The organism is Crocosphaera sp. Alani8, from assembly GCF_038442745.1.
In the GTDB taxonomy this organism is placed as follows: Bacteria; Cyanobacteriota; Cyanobacteriia; order Cyanobacteriales; family Microcystaceae; genus Crocosphaera.
The window spans coordinates 1-22,163 of the sequence record NZ_JARVCN010000445.1 but is presented as its reverse complement, the minus strand read 5'-3'; the positions used below and the strand labels follow the sequence as shown (position 1 = coordinate 22,163).

Annotated in this window: 22 protein-coding genes, 1 tRNA gene and 1 pseudogene; 11 read left to right on the top strand and 13 right to left on the bottom strand. The window is 36.8% G+C overall.

Annotated elements, in window-relative coordinates; genetic code table 11:
* Window positions 1-86 precede the first annotated feature (86 nt).
* From P9B04_RS21835 to P9B04_RS21810, 6 genes are all read right to left on the bottom strand, one after another.
* Window positions 87-160: transfer RNA gene (locus tag P9B04_RS21835), tRNA-Pro, on the bottom strand.
* 23 nt (window positions 161-183) lie between these two features.
* Window positions 184-708: a GNAT family N-acetyltransferase gene (locus P9B04_RS21830; protein WP_342057072.1), complete on the bottom strand. Its 525-nt coding sequence runs from the start codon at window positions 706-708 to the stop codon at window positions 184-186.
* A gap of 243 nt (window positions 709-951) precedes the next feature.
* Window positions 952-3,354, bottom strand: coding sequence for a hypothetical protein (locus P9B04_RS21825; RefSeq protein WP_342057071.1), 2,403 nt, complete (start codon window positions 3,352-3,354; stop codon window positions 952-954).
* Between the two features lie 12 nt (window positions 3,355-3,366).
* On the bottom strand, window positions 3,367-4,398 hold the full coding sequence (locus P9B04_RS21820; protein WP_342057070.1) for a hypothetical protein: 1,032 nt from the start codon (window positions 4,396-4,398) through the stop codon (window positions 3,367-3,369).
* Complete coding sequence (locus tag P9B04_RS21815) at window positions 4,349-4,738, bottom strand: type II secretion system protein (RefSeq protein ID WP_342057069.1); 390 nt, start codon at window positions 4,736-4,738, stop codon at window positions 4,349-4,351. Before P9B04_RS21815 ends, P9B04_RS21820 begins: the two co-directional genes overlap by 50 nt.
* A gap of 97 nt (window positions 4,739-4,835) precedes the next feature.
* Entirely contained in the window at window positions 4,836-5,579 is a 744-nt protein-coding gene (locus tag P9B04_RS21810; protein ID WP_342057068.1) for a pilus assembly FimT family protein, read from the bottom strand.
* Window positions 5,580-6,044: 465 nt separating this feature from the next.
* On the opposite strand from P9B04_RS21810, the gene P9B04_RS21805 reads away from it, so the two are divergent.
* The 3 genes from P9B04_RS21805 (at window position 6,045) to P9B04_RS21795 (ending at window position 7,536) form a co-directional block, all read left to right on the top strand.
* Entirely contained in the window at window positions 6,045-6,509 is a 465-nt protein-coding gene (locus P9B04_RS21805) for a DNA phosphorothioation-associated protein 4 (protein WP_342057067.1), read from the top strand.
* Window positions 6,510-6,516: 7 nt separating this feature from the next.
* Complete coding sequence (locus P9B04_RS21800) at window positions 6,517-7,083, top strand: 5-formyltetrahydrofolate cyclo-ligase (RefSeq protein ID WP_342057073.1); 567 nt, start codon at window positions 6,517-6,519, stop codon at window positions 7,081-7,083.
* Between the two features lie 132 nt (window positions 7,084-7,215).
* Entirely contained in the window at window positions 7,216-7,536 is a 321-nt protein-coding gene (locus tag P9B04_RS21795) for a slr1957 family protein (RefSeq protein WP_342057066.1), read from the top strand.
* Window positions 7,537-7,736: 200 nt separating this feature from the next.
* Here the strand turns inward: P9B04_RS21795 and P9B04_RS21790 are convergent, their stop codons facing one another.
* The 3 genes from P9B04_RS21790 to dnaG form a co-directional block, all read right to left on the bottom strand.
* Window positions 7,737-9,296 (bottom strand): protein kinase domain-containing protein, encoded by a 1,560-nt coding sequence (locus P9B04_RS21790; protein ID WP_342057065.1) that lies wholly within the window; start codon window positions 9,294-9,296, stop codon window positions 7,737-7,739.
* Between the two features lie 147 nt (window positions 9,297-9,443).
* Window positions 9,444-9,602: a YqaE/Pmp3 family membrane protein gene (locus P9B04_RS21785; protein WP_342057064.1), complete on the bottom strand. Its 159-nt coding sequence runs from the start codon at window positions 9,600-9,602 to the stop codon at window positions 9,444-9,446.
* A 69-nt stretch (window positions 9,603-9,671) separates the two neighbouring features.
* Window positions 9,672-11,606, bottom strand: a complete 1,935-nt coding sequence (dnaG, locus tag P9B04_RS21780; protein ID WP_342057063.1) for a DNA primase — start codon at window positions 11,604-11,606, stop codon at window positions 9,672-9,674.
* A gap of 456 nt (window positions 11,607-12,062) precedes the next feature.
* On the opposite strand from dnaG, the gene P9B04_RS21775 reads away from it, so the two are divergent.
* From P9B04_RS21775 to P9B04_RS21755, 5 genes are all read left to right on the top strand, one after another.
* Window positions 12,063-13,997, top strand: coding sequence for an alpha-amylase family glycosyl hydrolase (locus tag P9B04_RS21775; RefSeq protein ID WP_342057062.1), 1,935 nt, complete (start codon window positions 12,063-12,065; stop codon window positions 13,995-13,997).
* Between the two features lie 117 nt (window positions 13,998-14,114).
* A complete protein-coding gene (locus tag P9B04_RS21770) occupies window positions 14,115-16,559 on the top strand; it encodes a tetratricopeptide repeat protein (protein WP_342057061.1) in 2,445 nt (814 codons plus the stop codon).
* Window positions 16,560-16,702: 143 nt separating this feature from the next.
* Entirely contained in the window at window positions 16,703-16,921 is a 219-nt protein-coding gene (locus P9B04_RS21765; RefSeq protein WP_342057060.1) for a type II toxin-antitoxin system HicA family toxin, read from the top strand.
* Window positions 16,922-16,923: 2 nt separating this feature from the next.
* Window positions 16,924-17,130, top strand: a complete 207-nt coding sequence (locus tag P9B04_RS21760) for a type II toxin-antitoxin system HicB family antitoxin (RefSeq protein ID WP_342057059.1) — start codon at window positions 16,924-16,926, stop codon at window positions 17,128-17,130.
* 24 nt (window positions 17,131-17,154) lie between these two features.
* Window positions 17,155-17,364, top strand: coding sequence for a type II toxin-antitoxin system MqsA family antitoxin (locus tag P9B04_RS21755; protein WP_342057058.1), 210 nt, complete (start codon window positions 17,155-17,157; stop codon window positions 17,362-17,364).
* On the opposite strand, the gene P9B04_RS21750 is transcribed toward P9B04_RS21755, so the two are convergent.
* The 4 genes from P9B04_RS21750 to P9B04_RS21735 form a co-directional block, all read right to left on the bottom strand.
* Entirely contained in the window at window positions 17,348-17,584 is a 237-nt protein-coding gene (locus P9B04_RS21750) for a type II toxin-antitoxin system VapC family toxin (RefSeq protein ID WP_342057057.1), read from the bottom strand. The genes P9B04_RS21755 and P9B04_RS21750 overlap by 17 nt on opposite strands.
* On the bottom strand, window positions 17,568-17,792 hold the full coding sequence (locus tag P9B04_RS21745) for a hypothetical protein (RefSeq protein ID WP_342057056.1): 225 nt from the start codon (window positions 17,790-17,792) through the stop codon (window positions 17,568-17,570). Before P9B04_RS21745 ends, P9B04_RS21750 begins: the two co-directional genes overlap by 17 nt.
* A gap of 262 nt (window positions 17,793-18,054) precedes the next feature.
* On the bottom strand, window positions 18,055-19,038 hold the full coding sequence (gene msrP, locus P9B04_RS21740; protein ID WP_342057055.1) for a protein-methionine-sulfoxide reductase catalytic subunit MsrP: 984 nt from the start codon (window positions 19,036-19,038) through the stop codon (window positions 18,055-18,057).
* A gap of 198 nt (window positions 19,039-19,236) precedes the next feature.
* On the bottom strand, window positions 19,237-20,616 hold the full coding sequence (locus P9B04_RS21735) for an anthranilate synthase component I (RefSeq protein ID WP_342057054.1): 1,380 nt from the start codon (window positions 20,614-20,616) through the stop codon (window positions 19,237-19,239).
* 391 nt (window positions 20,617-21,007) lie between these two features.
* Between P9B04_RS21735 and P9B04_RS21730 the strand changes: the two genes are divergently transcribed.
* The 3 genes and pseudogenes from P9B04_RS21730 to P9B04_RS21720 form a co-directional block, all read left to right on the top strand.
* Window positions 21,008-21,379 carry a ferredoxin-thioredoxin reductase catalytic domain-containing protein gene (locus P9B04_RS21730; protein WP_342057053.1) on the top strand — a complete coding sequence of 124 codons (372 nt, stop codon included), beginning with the start codon at window positions 21,008-21,010 and terminating at the stop codon, window positions 21,377-21,379.
* A 5-nt stretch (window positions 21,380-21,384) separates the two neighbouring features.
* Window positions 21,385-21,777 carry a DUF309 domain-containing protein gene (locus P9B04_RS21725; protein ID WP_342057052.1) on the top strand — a complete coding sequence of 131 codons (393 nt, stop codon included), beginning with the start codon at window positions 21,385-21,387 and terminating at the stop codon, window positions 21,775-21,777.
* Window positions 21,778-21,819: 42 nt separating this feature from the next.
* Window positions 21,820-22,163, top strand: a pseudogene (locus P9B04_RS21720) (hypothetical protein); the annotation flags it as partial.

Below are 22,163 nucleotides of genomic sequence, written 5' to 3'. Positions count from 1 at the left end.
CCCAGTCGCTTTCACCGAATTCCGGTCGATGCGACATTTTTGCGTCGCTCCCCTTGACTAGCTAATAGTTATCTATAAAAATATAATCGGGATGGCAGGATTTGAACCTACGACATCCTGCTCCCAAAGCAGGCGCGCTACCAAGCTGCGCTACATCCCGTAACTCATGACCAATATTATAACCTAATCTGGGTACCAAAACATACCTTTAATTCCTTCGGGATCTAGGACGAATCCTAAACGACGATAAAAGTCCACCACTTGGGGATCGGCAAAGAGAGTAATGTTACTGATATCTTCGCTTCTTAACTGACGAATCATGTACTTCATCATCCCTTTTCCTAATCCTTTGCTTTGAAACCTGGGATGTATAACCACATCCCAAATTGTCGCATTGAAGGCGTGATCAGAAGTAGCGCGAGCAAAACCAATGAGACGCTTACGCTTTCCTTTGACTTCCCATGCTGACACCACCATAAAACTGTAGGTGAGTGCGCGCTTAACTTTTCGTAGGGGACGACGAGCCCACCCCACAGCATCGCATAATTCTTCGAGTTCGTAGAGATCGATTTCTCTTTCTCGGCTGAAGAATATACGAGTTTGACCGTCGGTATGGCCTTTCAGGTTGACCGGTTCCCCTTTGAACTGGGGCTTCTGCTCGGTGTTTGATGTATCTGTATTATTAAACAATCGTTTCCAAAAAACCATTAGATTGAAAGAGACAACCCCTATTTAGTTAAGTATTCTCTCACAAAAAGGTAGAAAATGGGGTTCAGGGTTTGAGACTCCTTAGAATCAGTAGATCACAAATATCTCCCTTTTTCCCCGCTCCCTGCTCCCCTGCAACCCAAGCAAGTAAGTTTTCGAGCTACTGGGAATAATTTGAGGGATTCCCATTCACCCCATACTTTATTTAAAACCCTTTCACAACGGAGAAATTGCCAGGGAAAATTATTGTTGAAAATTACGAATAAAAGATTCTTGTCTCAAGTACACAAATCTAGGGGTTAACGGTGGTAAATTATCTGCATCGTTAAAATCAAGGTCATAGTCCCAATCACGCTCAGGTGGACTGTAGTCTTGACTGCCCCATGTTCCTTTAACATGCTCTGGTGTGCCTAAACTGACGAAAGAACCACGATAGGTCAAAGTGTTGTCACTCCAATTTTCTGAAAATCGGGGATAATTTTCTAACCCTCCGTTGTAACCAGAAGTTCTGTCGGAGTCTGTCTCATCGGTTCCCCCTAGAAGTGCGCTATTAATGGTGGTACTTGTTCCTGGTTGTTTGCTCCCATCGATATCACAGTTTTCGTTTTCGTTCTTATTAATCGCTTTGTCAGAGTTTAGACAGGAATTGGACAAAACGTTGATGGAGTCCGCTAGGATAGCTGCCGGTTGTTTATTGTTCTTATTGTAGTCTCCTTGTAAGTAAATAGCTTGATCTGTGGCAAAGGTGACACCTAGGGGACTTCTATTGCTGCTTTCTCCTATGCTCATCAATTGTTGTCCTTGAGTAATGGCAAAGCCATAGGGACTGGTTTCTGTATCTGCGTCAGGATAACTCAGATCATCAATGGTCGCGTACATTACTAAACCTCCCTCCGTGGTATCCCTTGCCCCCAATCCTAAATTTTGAAAAGAACCTTGGGGGGCAGAACTATCGGGGGATGCTACCTTAAAAAGTTTTTCGTTTGCTGAAAATCCTAGCCCATTGTTATCACTAATTAATGCCCCGGCGTTAAATCTAGCATAGCGGCCGACTTGGTTCCAAATAGCTAAACTTTTAAAATTAAGTTGCAACAGGCGCATATCCCGTACTTCGCGATCGTTACGAAAACGGTGACGAGATTGATGAGAAGGATCATCTCGTCCGATGTCCTGTACCGCAGCACTCACAAAACAGCGATTGTCTAAGGCTGCAATTTCACGGGGTGTTTCATTGATTATAGCTGTGATAATAGCCGTGCTTGTTGTTGGATCTAAACCTAGAGAATCAATTAGATTAATTAAAGATGTCTTGACACCAGCCAGATCCGAATGGTTGAGGGGTAGGGATAGGGATGTATAGGCAATAGGTTTTGGTTGAGAAACCATAGCCACGTATAAAAAGTCTGCCAGTTTATCTGCCGCTACACCAGGAATGGCCGAACCGGAACTGCCAGGAGTACAAACCTTAAACTTAGCATCAGCAATGCTGGCTAACTCTTGACTCACTAGAATAGGCTGACGTAAACTGCGTCTTTCTCCTTCTGTCAAAGAAACGGTAGTGCCAGAACTTCGATCAAGCCTGGTAACCTCAAAGGGAACGGGTATTAAATTGGGAGCAGAAGTGGAAGTGGCAACAGGTTTATAGAGAAAACGGATATCAGCTTTCTGGTAGTATTCTCCGGTTTTGTCCAGAAAACTCGGAGGGGGCAAAGAAATCGCCTCTAAACCTATTTGAATCTGGGTTCCCCAAGCAGTCCCGACGAGAACTGGGTCCATTGCATTGGTAGTTGCGGTTTCGCTTCCTGTTCCCTCGGACAAAAGATTTAAAAAATCGGTCCCCGCTGCGTTCATAATTGTCACTCTTTCATTGGGGTAAGTAGAATTATTATTCTTTCGTTTATTGTAGAGCTCCCCAGAAAGGGTTATTTGACCATCGATATTGAGTCCAAATTTTTTCCCTGCACCGAGATAAAGGTCCCCGTTAGTATGAACCGGTCCGCTTAAATCCATCACCGGACCTGGGAGAATTTCTAAATCATTTGCATAAAAAGCTGCAAACTGAAACATGGGGATGAGACGGCTTTTTATGTCTAGTTGTAGAATTGCTGTTACTTCAGAAGTAGGAGCATTTTTGGGTTTAGCAATGGAATATATAGAGTAAACATATTCAAGCATATTAAGATTTTGGTAAGCTTCCCCTCTAGGAACTACTCCGCTTCTTGGTAATCCTCCATTACGCTCAACTACATAGGTTGCGGCAATATGACCTTCTCTATTTTCTGTACCTGCTACGAATTCTTGCTGTCGGCACTTATAATCCCCTGTTCCATCGTTACTAGAGTTAGAATCCAGACAATTGGCTACGGAGGATGGACTTATTCCTGAAGGGTTATTAAAGTCCACAAAAGTTTCTCTGAGTTCTTCGGCTCTACGATTTAATCCCGCTTCAGCTCCATAAAAGCCACTATTGATATCAGCGGCACTTTTGGTGCTAGTCCGTTCAACTTGAAGTACTACAGCATAAGCGATTAATAGTGAATGCAATGCTAAACCCAAAGCAAGGGCTAAGATGAATGTATAGCCTTTATTGGTGTCTAATGACTGCTGATATAAAATTTTTAATAAAAGAGTTCGCTTTTTATTCATCGTAGGATTACCTCAATAATTCAAAATATTTCGTGGAAAAACTCTTTCAGATTTTTCTGTTTCAACGGATGACGAATAAGGAGTATCGGAAATGGAAACTTCGGACTTGATTTCAACAAATCTGATTTGAGACCAAACGTAGGGATTGGGTAGGTTTGAGTCGCAATCGCCATTATTGGGGGGAATGACGGTACAGGTATATGTTGCCGAAGAGTTTACAGATAAATCTTGTTGAACATGGGTAATTATTTCAAAACTCTCTAAATTGCCCACAACCCGAGAAGTTTGCTCATCATCAATAATTAACTCTAATTCGTTGTCATCGTTTAATCGATAACGACGTTCCTCGATGAGATAAATTCGACTTGAACCATTAGCTTCATAGGTATTCTGCCAAGTATGACCACTCGCACTTATTGAGGCCGATGCAACAATACCCGGAGATGGGGTAACGGTTGAGTTGCCTGTGTCGAATGTCTCTTCTCCGTTGTAATCAAAGAATTCTCCAGTCCCAAAGCCATTGTAAATAAAAGCGCGAATCGTCGCTCCATTGGAGGTACGATAATCTCTCCAAGTCTCTAAAACATCAGGCCAACCATTGTTATCATCGTCAATGACATCGCAGCCAGCAACGGAACCTGTATCATCCACAACGGTAACTGCGTCAGAGGTTCCTACTGCAACCTGACCACAGACCGGAAGACTACTGGTTAAAAGGCTACGTCGAATACGAATTTCTGAGTTATCATCGTCGTCTTGGCTCACAACAATGCTAGGAAAGTTGGGATCTTCGGCAAAACCTTCCCCTGCTTGCTTAATATCGGTGCCTACTATTTCAAAAACACTACGAAGGGTTTGATTGACATCGCTAGCTTGTTGATCTTGAAGATACATTTGTCGGCTCCAAGAAAAACCCATAAAACCAAGGTTAATAATAACCAATGAAACTAGGCTTCCTGCGAGCAGTTCGCCAAGGGTAACTCCTTTGTTAGATTTATCTAAGCCTGGTAAATGCTGTTTGAACTTTGTATATTTGTTTGCCATTTTTCTCAACTCTTAAAAGAATGTGACGTAAGTTATTGTTGTCATTTACTGTAGTTGGACAGGTTACGGAGTTGTCGGAATTGATGATTGGTTCTTGTGTACATATATATTGTTTCAAATCATAAGACTGACCTAAGTTGTCTTCTTTGGTTGTTGATTCCTCCCCTAAGGGAAGGTCAAGGATTTTTCTTCGTCTTAGATCATCTAGATGTTCTTTTGATAGACTAATCGCTTCGTTTAAAAAACTTTGGTTAATATTTTGCTCTTTTTCGGAGAAAAATAGGGGTAACATCACGGATATAGTGGTTGTAACTATGACCACTGAAATCAGGTTTTCCATTAACCCAGTTCCTAAGTTTTTATTGTTTGGGGAAATTAATTTAAACAAAATCACAGCAGTATTTATTTATTTATTTTTTATAGGTATTCGATTTAATTTATTCAGGATTGTTGACCTCTATGGCACCTCCTCTAAAAACGGTTATCTCGCTTGTTTCTTCATCAGAAGTATTGGTCAAAGTTAAGGTTAAATCTTCATCTTCTACGACCCCTGAACCATTGTAAAGATTGGCTTGACCTCGACTATCAAAGCATAGAGCCCAGTTTGACAAATTACCACTCATGGCAATTTTTTCTGGTAGTGTTAGGTTTTCTTTGGTAAAGTTTAGATCGTTGAACCAGTTATTCATTAGTTCAATGGTTGCATTTTCTGTTTGAGTCGTTCCTAACTCTTCTCCTAATGTTATGGTTAAAGCACTGGTTGCTATAATTTCGTTGTTATTTTTATCAGTACCAACAGCGATACTATCTCCTACAACTAATCCTTCTGTAGAAGCTACAGTTAATTCCTGGTCAGTAGATGCTGCATCAGCAGTTAATTCTGTTGAACTTTCACAACCTCTTGTTTGAGCGATTTGAACTATATATTTATTACCAGGAGCCGTTGGATCTGGTTTAATACGATATGCTGATGTTGTGGAAATAGCTCGCATCCGTATCAAATTTAATACCCCAACAGTTTGATTTGTGGCGTTTCCTAGAGGATTTTCTGCCCAGCTTTTTACGGGTCCGGCGATGGCGGCAAATATCCCAATTATAGATAAAACAGCTAGAGTTTCTACTAATGTAAAACCTCTATTTTGTTGTTCTGATTTCAATAAATGATAAATTTTTGTCTTCATAGGTATGATGCTTTATTTAATAAAATATATATCCATGCTCAATTTTTAAAATATACTAAATATCACATTTTTGCAGTGATCTCAATCACGGTAAAATCACGGATTAACCAGTTATTTTTTTTAAAATATACGAATTATTACTGTTATTTCTAAGATAAACATAGAGTGTTTAAAATATTCACACAGATAAGCTACTAAGCATTTAAATTACTATTTTAGGGAAGAGAGAGAAAAGCTTTGAGGATTCGGACTAAAATTGCCAATAAGTATTTTAAATGGACAACAGCTTAATAACCGTGGGGTATAATACAAGTGATGTACCCTGACAGAAGTTTTCGACTTAATGGGGTACGAGAGGTCAAGGATTGAGGTAGGATGCAGGTGTGAGATATACTTTGATAACTCCCAAAGTGCCTTAATTTCTATATTTGTGATTGTTAAACCATCATTAATTTGTCGAAAAACATGGCAATTAGTCGTATTAGAATCGGTAAAGATAAAGCAGACTTAGTTAAATCTTTGGTAGATTTTAATGGAGGAAATGGTCCGTTTCAGACCTATGCAGATGTTATGACTTTTGCAGCAACATTAGGAGTAAAATATAATAAGCGTGTCACCCTTAACATTATTTCAAAAGAACCGGCACCTATTAGTTTAGATATTTTTGTTTCTCGGGGTTATGATACGGTTATAAAATTGTTAGCGATCGCAGAGACAAATGACCCGAATATTCTCTCTGTTTACGATCAACAAGTAGAAGAAAAACGAGTGCAGATTTTTGAAGAATATGCTAACGGGGGACTAGAAAAATTACAAGAAGAACTCAAGGGAATTGTTGACTACACAGAACACCTATTATTATTGTTAAATTTAGAGAGGTTTCCCAACAATCGTTCAGAAGAAGAATTTGATTTAACCCGATTTCTCTGAGAGTATGATGAATCTAAAAGAAACAAAAAAACAACTGAGAACAGAAATAATAACCAAGAGAGAGAACCTAAGTCAATCAGATTGGCAAGAAAAAAGTAGAAACCTTTGTGAAAACTTACAAAACTATCAGTTATTTAAACAAGCAAAAACAATTCTAGCTTACTTTTCTATTCGTCAAGAACCTGAGCTAAATTATCTCTTTTCAACTCAACAAAGTTGGGGGTTTCCTCGTTGTGTCAAAAAGTCATTGATCTGGCATTCTTGGCAACCGAAAGAACCCTTAATAGCCAATAAATACGGTATTTTAGAACCTTCTCCTAATGCACCTATTTTAACCCCTGAAAAAGTAGATTTAATCTTAATTCCTGCCGTTGCTTGTGATTATAATGGGTATCGTTTAGGTTATGGTGGGGGGTTCTACGATCGCCTTCTAAACAATCATCAATGGAATTCTATTCCTACTATTGGAATTACCTTTGAATTTGCTCTTTTCTCTCAGCTTCCCTGTGAACCTTGGGATCAGAAATTAAAAGCAATTTGTACAGAAAATAGGATTTTAAGCATATATACTTAACGATTGTTGATTAAGATTTATTAAGTTACTTAGCAACTCAAAACTGTTTTGCTAATATGAATGATAATTATTGCTAAACAAAAATTGATTTAGATAAAAATTAGTAGTAAATCGAGGTAATCTAAAGGAATTATGAAGCATTTTAGAGATGAATGGATACAGGAATGGTGCGACGAGAATGGATGGACAGACTTATTTAGAGAACGTTATAATCACTATTGGGCGTTTCCTCCTGGTGCAGTTATGCCCGAACCAATTCCTTCTGAAGTATTACATTTAATCAAAGCAACAAAAGGATTTTGTGTAGAAGAAAAAACCTGGTTAACTTCAGCAATCTTGGTTTCGATTATATCAGTTCTTTTAAGCTATCTCTTGAAAAATCCCATGCCCATTGTCTTTGCTTTTGCTTTTGCCGCTATCACTTCGGCTAAGTTAGAAGTAGAAGAGATTTAATGTTTTCTTAAGTTTAGAACTACCTGTAACTTAAGGAAAATTTTAGAGTTTAAAGGTAGTATTGATTGTGTTAATACCGTCGTCAATTAATCCAGAGGAATTGTAAACAAAAAGGAAAAAGATACAATACAAAATTGTTACGAGAAAAAGATAGGTACTTTTCCCCCTCAAGTAAAAGTTTTTTGTAGTATTGTAGAAATTTATTCGTTGTAATTCTCTTCTTTGTCAAAATATTGTTCAATATTGCCTCTGTTTTTTTCCCTATCGGATTCAAAGAATTTTTGTATGTCGTATTTATTTTCCTCATCTGATGGAGGTTGTTCCTGTTCCGGTTTCTCAAGGGTGTCAGGAATGACTATAGAAGGTTCCGAACTCTCTTGTTCGGTTATTTCTTTTGATTCTGGGGACTGAGGGGGAGGTTCGACTGGAATAGGAACTGCTTTAGTGGGTTCAGGAATGGGAGTTGGACTAGGGGAAAGTTCTGGAGTTGGAGTCGGGGAAGATTGATCGTTAGGAGTGGAAACTGTTTCTGGAGTAGGGGACGGTTGAACCTCTGGGGTAGGAGAAGCTTCAGGAGTAGGAGAAGCTTCAGGAATAGGAGAGGGTTCTGGAGTAGGAGACGGTTGCGATCGCCTATTTTTGATTGGTGGACGGGGTGTAAATCTAGGTTGGGAAAACTCTGGAGTTACGGTTTCTTCTGGAGTTTCGGGAGGAACAGAAGGGGAAGAACTAGGCTGCGATCGATCTTTTGTTCCTAAAACGATGCCTAACATTAACCCTCCGATGATAGCACTGGTTGCCAAAAACGATCCCAAGGCTAATAAGGCCCAAGGAGTTTGAGTCGAGGTTTCTAAGGAGTTTGCGGTAGGGGGTTGAGGAGAGGGTGTGGGTACTAAATTTTTTTGCCCGATGGCCATGGTTGCGGCGGTGGGAACGGTGTGGGAAAGCTGCAAAGCGTCTAACATTTCTGTTGCAGTGGAAAAGCGATCGCGGGGATGAAAACGAACTGCGCGATCGATGACATCTCCTAAATTAGACTCGATCTTTGGGGCTTCTTTTCGCCATAAAACCTCTCCAGTGTTGGGATTGGTGACTAAATATTGGGGGGTTTTTCCGGTCATTAGAAAGACCACCGTTAGTGCTAAACTGTATAAGTCACTAGAGACGATGGGACGACCAGCGGCTTGTTCTGAAGCCATATAACCAGGGGTTCCGAGTCCCACAGAGTAGGGAGTATGACCATTACTGTGAACCACCGTTGCTAGTGTTTCTTTAACGATGCCAAAATCTATTAAGACTGGTTTATTATCATCACTACGAATAATAATGTTATCTGGCTTAATGTCACGATGAATAATACGACGACTATGGACGTAATCTAGGATAGGTAAAATACCTAGCAATATCTCTTCTATTTGCTTGGATGATAGATTACCTTGTCGTCGATGGATTTGGGTTAAGGTTTCTCCCTCAATCCATTCTTGTACTAGGTAAAAATCTCCTCCTTCGGAGAAATAGGCGTATAGTGTGGGAATTTGCGGATGTTTTTCCCCTAACTCTTCTAATATGGCTGCTTCTTTGGCAAATCTTTCTTTTAACCAATCAGGAATTGTGGGAGACTGAACTGCTGGTTTAAGTTGTTTAATAACACATTTTCTTTCTGAGGGCATATGAGTATCGATGGCGAGAAATGTCTCTCCAAACCCTCCTTTTGCTAAGCTTTCAAGAACTTGATAACGATTGTTGAGTAGTAATGACACAGTACCCCCTTTATTGCCCTAGTCAGACAAATCAAGCTTTATTGTAGCTAATCTCATTCGGTTTTTGAGTTAAGTAAGATAAGGGACAAGTTAAATAAATAAACTTGCCCCAAAAAACAGGATGATCGTTTGAGTTTTATAAATTAGCTATTTTCTAGCAATAACCCAAATTGCATGAACTATACCAGGAATATAACCAAATAATGTTAATAAAATGTTAATCCAGAAATCTAGACCGATACCGACTTGTAGAAATACGCCGAAGGGAGGGAGAATAATGGCACAAATAATTCTAACTACGTCCATGTTTTTTCTTAAGTATATATACAGTGGTAATTATTGATGAACTGAATTGAGTTGTCAAGTTTTTCTTTTTTAACTATGAATATCTAGTTGAGAAAAACTTCTTAGGGGTTGAAGTTTGAGAATTGTTTGACGACTGGAAATGTACTCGTTCAAATAGTATTGATAATTAACGGGATCTTCTTGGGGATCAATAGTTTTATATTTTCGTTCGCAGTAATGACAGTATTTTTCTAGATTGACTTTCTCTAGGGATATTAAAGCGGCATCAATAATCAGATTTAGGCGGTTATTGTCTTCGTATTGTTCAATTTCTCGAAAATTTAAAAGTTGCTTGATTTTGTTATGAACTTCAGGTAACTCTAATACATGGCTTTCAAATTGAGAAATAAATTGTTGATTGCTTTCGTAGTTTATATTTAAGGTATTTTCTTCTATTTCTAATAAAATAAGCCAAATTTTACGATGCTCTGAGAGGCTAAAAATAATATTTTTTTCTTCTAATTTATCGAAAATTTCTTGACGATATTCGGGATAATGGATATAAATTTTTAATAGAGTGTTTTCTGCTTCTTTCAGTAAGCTATTCTCAGCAATATTTTCTGAGTTGATAAAAATTTTAGATTTATTTTTTTGAGAGAAGTTAGTAACAGGTTTAGTTAACTGAGTTTGTAAATTTTTGATATAAAGAGTAAGTAGTCTAGCATCTCCTTGAGCTAGAATCTCTGCACAATAACTAATATAATAACTCCGTTGATTGCTATCCGATAATTTGTTTAACAATTGAACCATTTTTTTTGCAACTTTTTCAAATTGATCTGCTTGTTTTAAATCTCTGTCTATTAAAAGCTGCTGGATTTGCCAATTCACCCAAAGTGGAGCTTTTTCAATTAATTCTTGATATTTTTTTGCTCCTTCATTATCAGATTTAATAAATTCATCTGCATCTTTTCCATTGGGTATATTGACAATTTTAAGATTAACTTGTCCAGAATAAATAAGAGATTCTATTTCAGTAATTGCCCTTTCTGTTGCTTTAATACCAGCTTTATCTGCATCAAAATTGAAGATAACTTCTTTTGAATCGCTATATCTTAATAACTGTTTTAATTGATTTTCACTAAAAGCTGTCCCTAGAGAAGCTACCGTATTAGTAATTCCTGCTTCGTGGAGTGCGATCACATCAAAATAACCTTCAACTACAATTGCTTTATCTGAGGAACGAATACTATTTTTAGCTTTATCTAAAGCAAATAAGGTTTTGCCTTTATTGAACAACGGAGTTTCAGGAGAATTAAGATATTTCGGTTCATCATCGGTTAAACTTCTCCCTCCAAACGCAATAATACGACCTTGAATATCTTTGATAGGAATCATTAAACGATCACGGAATGTATCATAATAACCATTACCTTTTTTTCTCGGTTTAATTAATCCAGCTTCTTCTACTAAAGCGATGGGATAACGTTTCTGTTCTATCAAGTAACGATACAATGTTTCCCATCCACTGGGTGCATAACCTAAGTTAAATTGTTGTATTGTTTCTGATTTTAATTGTCTTTTTTCGATTAAATAACTGAGTGCATTTTCTCCTAATTTTTCTTGCAGTGCGTGTTCATAAAAATTGCTAGTTAGAGCAACAATCTCATACAATTGTTCTCGTAAAGAAAGTTCTTTCTGAATTTCTTGTCGTTTTTCTGGTTCTAAAGTTTGGCAAGGAACTTGATAGCGGTTGGCTAATTCTAAGATGACTTGGCTGAAAGATTGTTGCCCAATTTCCATTAAGAATTTAATGCCGTTTCCCCCTTCTCCGCACCCAAAACAGTAATACATCTGCTTGCTTTGATTGACGGTAAAACTGGGAGTTTTTTCTTGATGAAAGGGACATAAACCAACATAATTTTGTCCTCTTTTTTTGAGAACAACATAATCAGAAACAACTTCATAAATATCAATTTTTTCTTTAACTTCTTCAATGGTATCGGGATGTAATCTAGGAAAGTTCATAATTATTTTAACTTAACACTTATAATTGAACCCTTAAAGCTAGGTGTTAAGGCTTTAAGGGAATCAATTTTAGTTGTGATGGATGACCCTAATTTAAGGTTTTTGCTTTGATCTTATCTATTCTATCTTGCTGTATCTTTTGGATTTATCTTGATATGAATTGTTACTGGTTCGATTTTAGCAAGGATTCCATTGTAAGCTGTTGTCCATTTAAAACACTTATTGAGAATTTTAGGATAAACCCTCAAATCCTTTCTCTCCGCTTCCTGCTCCCTACTCTACTGAAGCAATGGACTAAAGCCAGATTTGGGGATACGTTAGTTAAATTATTGTTCAAAGAACTGCTTGTGGCTTATGGTAGACATCAAGTTAAATAGCATCAAAAAAAAAGGAAGCTTAATGCTTCCCTAGTTGGTGGTTATTTAGGAAAAAATCATAAACTAAATTACAATCCCCGTGACACAACAATCCATCGAAACCATCAAGCGAGATTACCCTTATCAGTATTACGGAACCCATCCTAATGAGAATGAAACCACATTCCGAGTCTATGCACCTCGTGCTACAAGGGTTAGTCTCTTGCGTGAAGGAAACGGATGGGATTGTTTTGCCGAGACAATGACCAAAAATGAAGAAGGGGTTTGGGAAATTACCGTTCCTGAAAATCTAACTTGGAAGGAGTATAAATATCATGTTGAAAATGATAGTGATTATCTGAGTCAACCCTACGGAATGGCACGTATTGACCCCTTTAGTCCCCAGTTGGCAGTCACTTGGGGTAACGATGGCACCCGTAATTTTAATAGTATTGTTTGCGATCGCAATTTTTTTAAATGGACTCATAAGCATATCGAACTGCCTCATGAACCCATGAGCATTTATGAAATGCACCTATCTACTTTTCATGATGGAAATTATCGCGACATTGCCCACAAAATTGTAGATCATTTGGGTTATATGGGTTTTACCCATGTGCAGATTATGCCGCCGTTTCAAACCCCTATCCATCAGTCTTGGGGATATTTGGTGGGTTGTCCCTACGCTATTTATGAACGTCATGGAACAGTAGACGACTTCAAATATTTAGTTAATCATTGCCATGCTCACGGTATCGGAGTTATTGTCGATGTTCCTTTGGGTTTTGGGGTGCAAGACTGGGACTGTGGCCTAGCAAACTACGATGGCACCGATTTATATCACCATTCTGGGTCAAAAGGTTGGAATAATCAATGGAATAGTCGTATTTATAACGTAGGAGATACCTATGTGCAGAATTATCTCATCGGACTCTGTACTTATCTCTATCATGAATTAGGGGTTGATGGGGCGCGCATCGATGCTGTAGCTGCTCAAATCTTTTTTGACTACGATCGCGGCTTTTGGGACTGGCCTAAAAACGATCGCGAACAGGTAGAGTTAGAAAACTGGGATCTCTTTAACGGTTTAGGAGGCGATCGCTATTTTGAGGAGCGAGGATATTGGTTATCTGAGGCCATGGATTTTGCTGGATTAAGGTTTCTAAGGGACTTACACGCCCGCTTACAGCATACTGCACCGAAATTTATTACCATTGCTGAAGAATCACGACGGGTATTCCCTAGATTAGCTTGTCCCGTCCATGAGGGAGGATTAGGTTTCACTTACGCTCAAAATATGGGGGAAATGCACCGTGTTCGCAGTTATTTGCAAATTCCCATTGAACAACGTTTAATCGAACATATCGAAATCCTTATCCATAATAACAGTGCGGAAACTATGGTTAACGCCATGAATACCCATGACGAGTGTGCTAATGGTAAGGTACGACTGATCACAGAATTGGGTAATCATGTTCCTTTGATTGGTTTAGCGGCACTTTGTTGGTTTCGTCCCGGCGCGCCGATGATTTTCCAGGGGGATGAGTTTGGAGAGGAGGGTTATTTTGATGTTTTCCAGGGGGTTGACTGGTCAAAAACTGGGGAATATGCAGCTATTCATCAACAACAAATTTCTAACAATTTTCACGATCTTAATCAACTTCTTCGTAATGAACCTGCATTAGCTCGTCATAACATCCATTCTATGATTCGTAATGGTTCTAATAATGAGCGTAAATGGTTTAGTTTTATTCGATGGGGTAGCGATGTTGGTTTTGAATCTGATAAGTGGGAAGATCACAAGGATGATATTATTTTTGTCCGTAATGAAACCCCTTATCAAGTTGAATGTAATGTAGAGATTTATGTGCCGGTAGTTGGAGAATACAAGGTTATTTATAACTCTATTGATCAGCGTTATATTGGTTCTCAACACTACAACCAACATGATCCTTATTGGACCATTCATAGTTCAGGACAATTCCTTTATTTCGATGTTCATCCCTTCCAAAATATTGCTTTTAAATTGAAATGATATGACACCAAACCGTAGGGTTTAACGCTGAGCGAAGTCGAAGCGTTAACCCCTACAACATTAACATCTATGATCTAAGTTGATTAAAATAATATCAGCAATTGAAATGATGGGTTTATGTGGGAAGTTATATTAAATGCGATCGCTTGGTTAAATGAATTCTGGACTACCCATCAAAAAGATATCCTGATGACAACTTTATCAGGGATAGGTATTGCTACCATAGGGGTGATCTTTTCTATTATTGTTTGGTTGTTTAAGCGATGGCGAAAAAAGCGTCAGTTAGAAAGAGACAAGAAATTTTCTCAACCTAAGTTACCATTTCAGTTAGTTAAACCTAATGGGGATGTTTATTCCTTGCTTTATCCTCCTGAAAGTGACTATAAAAATCCTGTTTTAGCAGATAGAAATATTCCTTATCAGCGACGTATTCATGAAAAAAATACCACCCAAGAGTTATCTGATTTACTCTTTGAACATCGGTGGGTTTTAATTATGGGAAGGACAGGAATTGGTAAAACCAGAGAAGCAGCAGAAGTGGCACAAAAGTTAAACAATGAAGGATGGACGGTGTTAAAATTGAAGTTAGGGGAATGGTTAGATCGTCCAAATAATGAACAATTACAGGCAATTGGTACAGATAGAAAGTTACTGTTTTTATTGGATGATTTACATCAATTTATGCGTCGTAGTGAGAATATTGAAAAGCATCCGCAGGGAAAAGATAATTTAGCATTACCGATAAACATTCCTTTACAAGAACGGTTATTAGATACTTTGAAAGCCTATGAAAATGATGTAGCTGATCCCCAAGAAATTCGAGTATTAGCAATCACTCGTAATGAAAAAGAAGGTTATTATTCCGGTCAAGATAGTCCTTGGGATAAGTTACAATGGGATAAATATCAAAAGCTTTGGGATAAGTTTTATGTTTATAAAATGCCTGATCCTGAAAATGGGGCAGTTGTAGAATTGTTTAAGAATATTATTCCTGAAACGAACATTAAAAAGGAAACTGATTATATTGATTTAGCGGTTTCTAATGATGGCACTTTTCGGAATGTGGTGGAAAATTTAGTTACTTTAGATAATGGTAATTTAGCGTTAAATAAACAGAATTTTAAGGAGACTTTACAGGGAACATGGGATAAACGATACAAAAAAGCAATTGAAGGGGATAACTTAGCAGAATTTATTTATGATGGGATAGATTTATTACAGCAGTGTAATGTGCCGTTGAATGAATTGTTAGTTAAAGAAACGGCATTATTAATGGTAAGGGGAAATTGGTTACAAAGGTTATGGTATGGTTTTCGTGTGCAAAAAAGTTTAAATTGTTTAATAGAAATCGAACGTATTTTAAACCCTCGTGATGGACAAATTGAGGAGAGAGGAAACAGAGTTGATATTACAGATTATTGGTATAAGTTAGAGAAGTTAATCTTAAGATTATTTAAGTCTGATTCTCAGTTGATGACAGATGCTTTAACTAATTTTAGTTTATATCTTTATCAAAAAAACCGTTATAAACATTCCTTGAAATGTTATCAGCAGTTGGTAACAGTGGTGAAAGAGGATGCAGATATTTTGTTTAATTTAGCAACAACTTATGCTTATTTGGAGAGATATGATGAAGCCATATTATCCTACGATAAAGCCCTTGAATTTAAACCTGATTATGATGCAGCATGGTATAACCGAGGGATTGCGTTAAAGAATTTAGGAAGATTAGATGAAGCCATATTATCCTACGATAAAGCCCTTGAATTTAAACCTGATGATGATGCAGCATGGTATAACCGAGGGATTGCGTTAAAGAATTTAGGAAGATTAGATGAAGCCATATTATCCTACGATAAAGCTATTGAAATTAAACCTGATGATGATGCAGCATGGTATAACCGAGGGATTGCGTTAAAGAATTTAGGAAGATTAGATGAAGCCATATTATCCTACGATAAAGCCCTTGAATTTAAACCTGATGATGATGCAGCATGGTATAACCGAGGGATTGCGTTAAAGAATTTAGGAAGATTAGATGAAGCCATATTATCCTACGATAAAGCCCTTGAATTTAAACCTGATGATGATGCAGCATGGTATAACCGAGGGATTGCGTTAAAGAATTTAGGAAGATTAGATGAAGCCATATTATCCTACGATAAAGCTATTGAAATTAAACCTGATTATGATGCAGCATGGTATAACCGAGGGAATGCCTTAGATGATTTAGGAAGATTAGATGAAGCCATATTATCCTACGATAAAGCCCTTGAATTTAAACCTGATTATGATGCAGCATGGTATAACCGAGGGAATGCCTTAGATGATTTAGGAAGATTAGATGAAGCCATATTATCCTACGATAAAGCTATTGAAATTAAACCTGATAAATATGAAGCAATTTTTAATAAAGCCTTATGTTATGCAGAGTTAAAAGATGTAGAAACCTTTGATAAATTATTCGCTACTCTTCCCCAAGACTATCGAGATAACTTGTTAAATAACCCCGACTTTCAAACCTTTATTGATAATCTTCATGGCAATAATAACAGCGATTGAATGATAATTAATAAATTTTAAAGTGTAGGATTTAACAATGTTAAATACCTACGATAAAAAAGATTATAATCATCATGGAGATCATTTAGCCATAGTTCAGGCTATTATAGGAATAAGAAATTTTAACCGTCATATTTATTAATATGCCTAAAAAGGTTAGAGAATTAAAACAGATGTTGCAAAAAGCAGGGTTTACCCTTTTACCCAAACGAGGAAAAGGAAGTCATTCTTATTGGTTGCATCCGCTTTTAGATGAGCCGATTATTCTTTCGGGAAAAGATGGGAGTGATGCTAGATTTTATCAAGAAAAAGCTGTTAAACAAGCTTTAAAAGCAATTCAAAGATTACAAGGAGATAATTAACCATGAAATATAGTATTGTAATTCAATGGTCAGACGTTGATCAAGTATACATTGCTCATCTACCCGAATGGGGAAAATATGCAAAGACTCATGGCGAAACCTATGAAACTGCCCTAGAAAATGCTAAACAAGTATTAGAAGATTTATTATATGCTTATGAAAAGATGGGGAAACCTATCCCACAACCTCAAGTCTTACAAAGTCTCTAGAAAACTATTACAAATAAGAATTTTATGAGTCAATGCGATGTCTGTAGAAAAGAAGGAATTATTACACGATATATTTCAAGAGGCTATGGAAAAGGAGATGATTTATTAGTCATTGAAAATATTCCCCTCTTAAGCTGTCCCCATTGTGGCGAAAGTTATTTTACTGCCAAAACCCTACATGAAATTGATAAAATTAAAAAACATCAACATGAGAGAGTTAACAAATTCTTTTAATACGATATATTGCTAATTTTGGGGTTAAGGGATTAGCTAAGATAATAGAATTAGTCAAATAAGAATAAAATTCAGCCATCACCTGTGAAGAGACACAAAGTTTCTGCTTGTCAGTGGGACGAAATATCTCTAAAGCAGCAGTATGTTGAGGAACTTTTGTGTTAGAAACATAAGCCAAAATATTCGTATCAAGATAAATTCGCTTAACCTCTTTTTCCATACAGCATTGTTCGATTAAATGGTTCAAGAATATCACTCTCAAAGAATATATCGTCTAGAGAATCAAACCTATTTGTTTCTCTAACCACAGAGTCAGATACTTGTTTTTGATTTTGTTGTTTAAAATATGAGATCATTGCTTGCAATTGTTCAATTTGCTTTGCTGTTAAGCCATCTAAGTCAATGTTATTTGTATTTTTTTTATTCATCAGTAAAAAGGACTCTATAAATTAGATTTGGCTATCTTAATCATAGCGGATACTTAAATATATAATAATAACACAATAACTGATAAAGAAATCTTAATAGAAGTACAAAGAAATCAGATAGAAGTTATTAGAGTTTTACACCGACGAGAATTTTATCGTTATTTTCCCTAATAAACAAGATATATTGTCTATTAATAAGACAATATATACTTGATTACTATAACAAATAACTATGAAACCAATTATTCATATTTGTATTCTGTTAAGCATATAAATTAGCTACATATTCCCCATAACCATTGTAAGGTAATGTCTCTTTTATTTCCCAAGATAAACCAGGCCCCGTACTAATAAATTTTTCCGTTGCTTGGGACCATCGGGGGTGAGGTTTAGAAGGGTTAACATTGGCTTCAAAGTCGTATTCGTTGGGGTCAATAGTGTTCCAATAAGTAGCTGGTTGTTCTTTCAAAAATTCGATTTTTACGATAGATTTTGCTCCCTTAAAACCGTATTTCCAAGGAATAACCATTCGTATGGGTGCGCCGTGTTGTTTCGGTAAGTCCTCACCATAAATTCCCACCGCAAAAAATGCTAATTCATTAGCCATTTCTTCAATTCTTAATCCTTCTTTATAAGGCCAGGGTAAACCTCCTAAATGGAAACTAGGCCCCGTAGTAATTTCTTTGTCATAAAAGGAAGTAAAACGGACATATTTTGCTTCACTTGTTGGTTCAACTGCCGCCATTAATGCTTTCATAGGAAACCCAACCCAAGGTAATACCATCGACCAAGCTTCTACGCAGCGAAAGCGATAGATTCTTTCCTCTAAATTAAATGTTTTTTTGATGTCATCTATATCGTAAGTTTGGGGATTCTTTACTAATCCTGTAACTTCAACTTTCCAGTTTTCTGTGGGTAAATTTTGGGCGTTTAACCAAATCTTTTTGGTTCCTCCAAATTCATAAAAATTGTTGTATTGCCCCGCTAATATTTCTTTGGTCATGGGGCGATCTACTTTACTAAATTCAGGGGAGGTTTTGATTCCTGGAATTTTAGGCTTTTGTAATGTTGCTTCTAAAGCGGTTTGAGAGGCTGATTTTTGACACCCTGACAAGGGAATTAAACTACTGGCAATGCTCGAAGCAACTATTCCTTTTAAGAGGCGACGACGGTTAAAATAAACGTTGTCAGGAGTGATTTTATTTTCAGAAATATCCCAAGCAGGAGGAATGCGAATTAAAGGCATAATTTTAAAAGATTGATCAAAAAAAACAGAAATATTAGATAAAGAAAAACAAGATTAACTAATTGTCATTATAGCATAACATTACTCCCTGATCCCTTGTTACCTGAAATAGCAATTTAAATGGTTAATAGCTGATCTAACTCAGGTACATACTGTTACACAAAAGGAAAAAGTAGATTATAATTGATAGACTAGTCCCTACAAATTCAAAGCTTTTAGTTGTGCTTTTGCTTTTTGTAAGGATTCAAACCATTCTTTATCTGGATCACTATCAGCTACAATTCCAGCACCAACTTGTCCCCAAACACTAGATAAATTAGGTGATAATGGTGTATAAAGTAAGGTTCTAATTAAAATATTTAGATCTAAATTTCCTCGATAGTCTAAATAACCACAAGAACCATAAAATAAATTGCGCTTAATAGGTTCTAATTCTTCAATAATTTCTAAACATCTTACTTTGGGACATCCTGTAATAGTTCCCCCAGGAAATAACGCTTTAATAAGATCAATGGATGTTTTATCGTGACGTAATTTGCCTTTAATATTACTAACTAAATGAAGAACATGGCTATATCTTTCAATAGTCAATAGTTCATCAACTTCAACTGATCCCCATTGACATACTTTCCCGAGATCGTTACGCTCTAAATCCACTAACATAATATGTTCTGCTCTCTCTTTAACATCAGAAGAAAGTTCCATTAACATAGCTGTTTCTTGTTGAAAATTTCTTCCTCTAGGACGGGTTCCAGCAATGGGACGAGTTTGAGCGATTTGATTATTTAAACTAACTAATCTTTCCGGGGAACAACTAATTACATCTCCCCAAGGCGATCGCCAATAACTAGCAAATGGAGAAGGATTAATTAATTGTAGTTTTTTATATAGCTGCCAACTTTTTAATGAAGTTTCTGTTTGAAATCTCAAGGATAGATTTGCTTGAAAAATATCTCCTGCTTTTATATATTTTTTTGCCTGAAGTACTGATTTTATATAGTCTGTTTGATCGGTGTAAAAAGATAAACTAGAAGAGGAAGCTTTTGGGGAAGGAGAAAAAGGATAAGGTTTGGTTTCTAATTTGAATTGTAAGTTATCTAATTCTTCAAAAGTATGAGCAGCCAACCATAATTTTTGTTGCAGGTGATCTAAAATTGCAAAAGAGTTAGGTTCGTACCAATAAGCAACAGGAAAAGGTAAATGATCAGGATTACAACGAGGTAAAGATTCGATTTCCCAGGCCAAATCATAGCCAAACCATCCTAACCATCCTCCCGCAAAAGGAAGATTTTCAGGAGCAGAGAAATCGTCATTTTTTTGTATTAATAATTGCTGTAAAAATGGTAAAATGTTGCCTAATTCGGGAGTCCATAATCTAGATCTACCATTAATAATACGAGGTTCTCCTGCACAAATGGAATAACGGGAGAGATAAGGATAGTCAGAGGGTGTAGGAAAAGGACTTTCTAGTAAAGTGGCGATGTTTGTATCATGCGCATATAACCTCTCAAAAACCTCTGAACCAGTTAACTTTTTTAAGGGAAGCGATCGCCAATGCCAAGATAATAAATGAGTCATACAAAAGGATAATTAAGTTGTCTCTCACTGTCCTCGTTAACATCTATTATAAAGGAATAAAGAGAATCATCACTAGAAGAATCTCCATGTCTTGAGGAGTTTCCTTAATTCTTATTATTTTATTAACTGTTCCGTTGGGAATAAGTTTTTGCTAATTAATTAATAATCAATTAAAAAATCCTTATAAAATAATATTTGAAGTCACCCCCACCAGTGTTATCGATTCATCAGACAAAGAATTAAATTTCAATCGTTTTTACAAATTCCCTGATTAAATAAATCCGATTTATCCGTAATTTCCCTATTTTTAGTGTAAACAAATAAAACAGAATGTTTAAAAATGTGAACTTAGCTGTAATAATGTAAATTAACGATCCATCCTTAAATATTTATGACTACAACTAACATCGATAATAATCAGACAGATAAAGTGCTAGCAGCAATGAAAAAATTTGCTGAACAGTACGCAAAACGAACAGGTACATACTTTTGTAGCGAACCCTCTGTAACCGCAGTAGTTATCGAAGGACTTGCAAGACATAAAGAAGAACTTGGGGCCCCTCTGTGTCCTTGTCGTCATTACGAAGATAAGCAAGCAGAAGTAAAGAATACCTATTGGAACTGTCCTTGTGTTCCCATGCGAGAACGGAAAGAATGTCATTGCATGTTGTTTATCACCTCAGATAATGAGTTTGCTGGTCAAGAACAAGAAATTGATTTAGAGTTCATCAAAGAAGTTCGAGAAAAGATGACCACTAAGTAAAAATCATGACATCAGAAGAATTTTTGCAAGGGATTGAGCAATTTAATCGACGAGATTTTTATGCTTGTCACGACACCCTAGAAGCGGTTTGGGTCGATGCGGCAGAGTCGGATAAGCGTTTTTATCAGGGTATTTTACAAGTGGCCGTGGGATGTTATCATCTCACTAATCATAATTGGCGTGGTGCAGTTATTTTATTAGGAGAAGGAGTCAGAAGACTCCGTGACTATCAACCTGATTACGAGACAATTAATGTCACTCAGTTGTTAGAAGAAAGTCAAGCTCTATTAAAGTATCTTCAATATAGTGACCCCGATAATGTAGCCGAAATTGCTCGAACTTTGCAAGAATCTTCTGATCGTTCTCCCTGTCAGTTTCCTTACATTGTTAGATTATGAATTTCCCCTATTAATATCAAGTCTATCTAAGAAACTATAAAAATGTTAGCTATTTTACCTCTAATAACGTTTTTTTTGCTCTTTTTACTTTGGTACGAAACTGACCGGGATTGGCGAATTTCTTATTTATCTTCTGTTATCATTTTCGGTAGTTTAATAGCTCTTTCTTCGGAAATATTAACTGTCATAAATGCCCTAAATTTGTCAATGATTTTGAGTTTTTGGGTATTGACTAATGTAATCTTAGCAGGGTATTACTACAGGAGTTTCAAGAGAAAAAGCCGAGCTTTCCCTTCATGGCATTTTCCGAAATTAAGCATACTGTCTTGGTTGATTTTAGCTAACCGCCGAGAAGCCCCGCACTATAAACGAGGGGGATTTATCAA

Coding starts and splice junctions, on each gene's coding strand:
- P9B04_RS21750 (WP_342057057.1), bottom strand. CDS start 17,584: ATGGAAAAAGAGGTTAAGCGAATTTATCTTGATACGAATATTTTGGCT.
- P9B04_RS21760 (WP_342057059.1), top strand. CDS start 16,924: ATGAAATATAGTATTGTAATTCAATGGTCAGACGTTGATCAAGTATAC.
- P9B04_RS21795 (WP_342057066.1), top strand. CDS start 7,216: ATGAAGCATTTTAGAGATGAATGGATACAGGAATGGTGCGACGAGAAT.
- P9B04_RS21730 (WP_342057053.1), top strand. CDS start 21,008: ATGACTACAACTAACATCGATAATAATCAGACAGATAAAGTGCTAGCA.
- P9B04_RS21820 (WP_342057070.1), bottom strand. CDS start 4,398: ATGGCAAACAAATATACAAAGTTCAAACAGCATTTACCAGGCTTAGAT.
- P9B04_RS21785 (WP_342057064.1), bottom strand. CDS start 9,602: ATGGACGTAGTTAGAATTATTTGTGCCATTATTCTCCCTCCCTTCGGC.
- P9B04_RS21745 (WP_342057056.1), bottom strand. CDS start 17,792: ATGAATAAAAAAAATACAAATAACATTGACTTAGATGGCTTAACAGCA.
- P9B04_RS21800 (WP_342057073.1), top strand. CDS start 6,517: ATGAATCTAAAAGAAACAAAAAAACAACTGAGAACAGAAATAATAACC.
- msrP (WP_342057055.1), bottom strand. CDS start 19,038: ATGCCTTTAATTCGCATTCCTCCTGCTTGGGATATTTCTGAAAATAAA.
- P9B04_RS21825 (WP_342057071.1), bottom strand. CDS start 3,354: ATGAATAAAAAGCGAACTCTTTTATTAAAAATTTTATATCAGCAGTCA.
- P9B04_RS21830 (WP_342057072.1), bottom strand. CDS start 708: ATGGTTTTTTGGAAACGATTGTTTAATAATACAGATACATCAAACACC.
- dnaG (WP_342057063.1), bottom strand. CDS start 11,606: ATGAACTTTCCTAGATTACATCCCGATACCATTGAAGAAGTTAAAGAA.
- P9B04_RS21810 (WP_342057068.1), bottom strand. CDS start 5,579: ATGAAGACAAAAATTTATCATTTATTGAAATCAGAACAACAAAATAGA.
- P9B04_RS21725 (WP_342057052.1), top strand. CDS start 21,385: ATGACATCAGAAGAATTTTTGCAAGGGATTGAGCAATTTAATCGACGA.
- P9B04_RS21765 (WP_342057060.1), top strand. CDS start 16,703: ATGCCTAAAAAGGTTAGAGAATTAAAACAGATGTTGCAAAAAGCAGGG.
- P9B04_RS21770 (WP_342057061.1), top strand. CDS start 14,115: ATGTGGGAAGTTATATTAAATGCGATCGCTTGGTTAAATGAATTCTGG.
- P9B04_RS21735 (WP_342057054.1), bottom strand. CDS start 20,616: ATGACTCATTTATTATCTTGGCATTGGCGATCGCTTCCCTTAAAAAAG.
- P9B04_RS21815 (WP_342057069.1), bottom strand. CDS start 4,738: ATGGAAAACCTGATTTCAGTGGTCATAGTTACAACCACTATATCCGTG.
- P9B04_RS21755 (WP_342057058.1), top strand. CDS start 17,155: ATGAGTCAATGCGATGTCTGTAGAAAAGAAGGAATTATTACACGATAT.
- P9B04_RS21805 (WP_342057067.1), top strand. CDS start 6,045: ATGGCAATTAGTCGTATTAGAATCGGTAAAGATAAAGCAGACTTAGTT.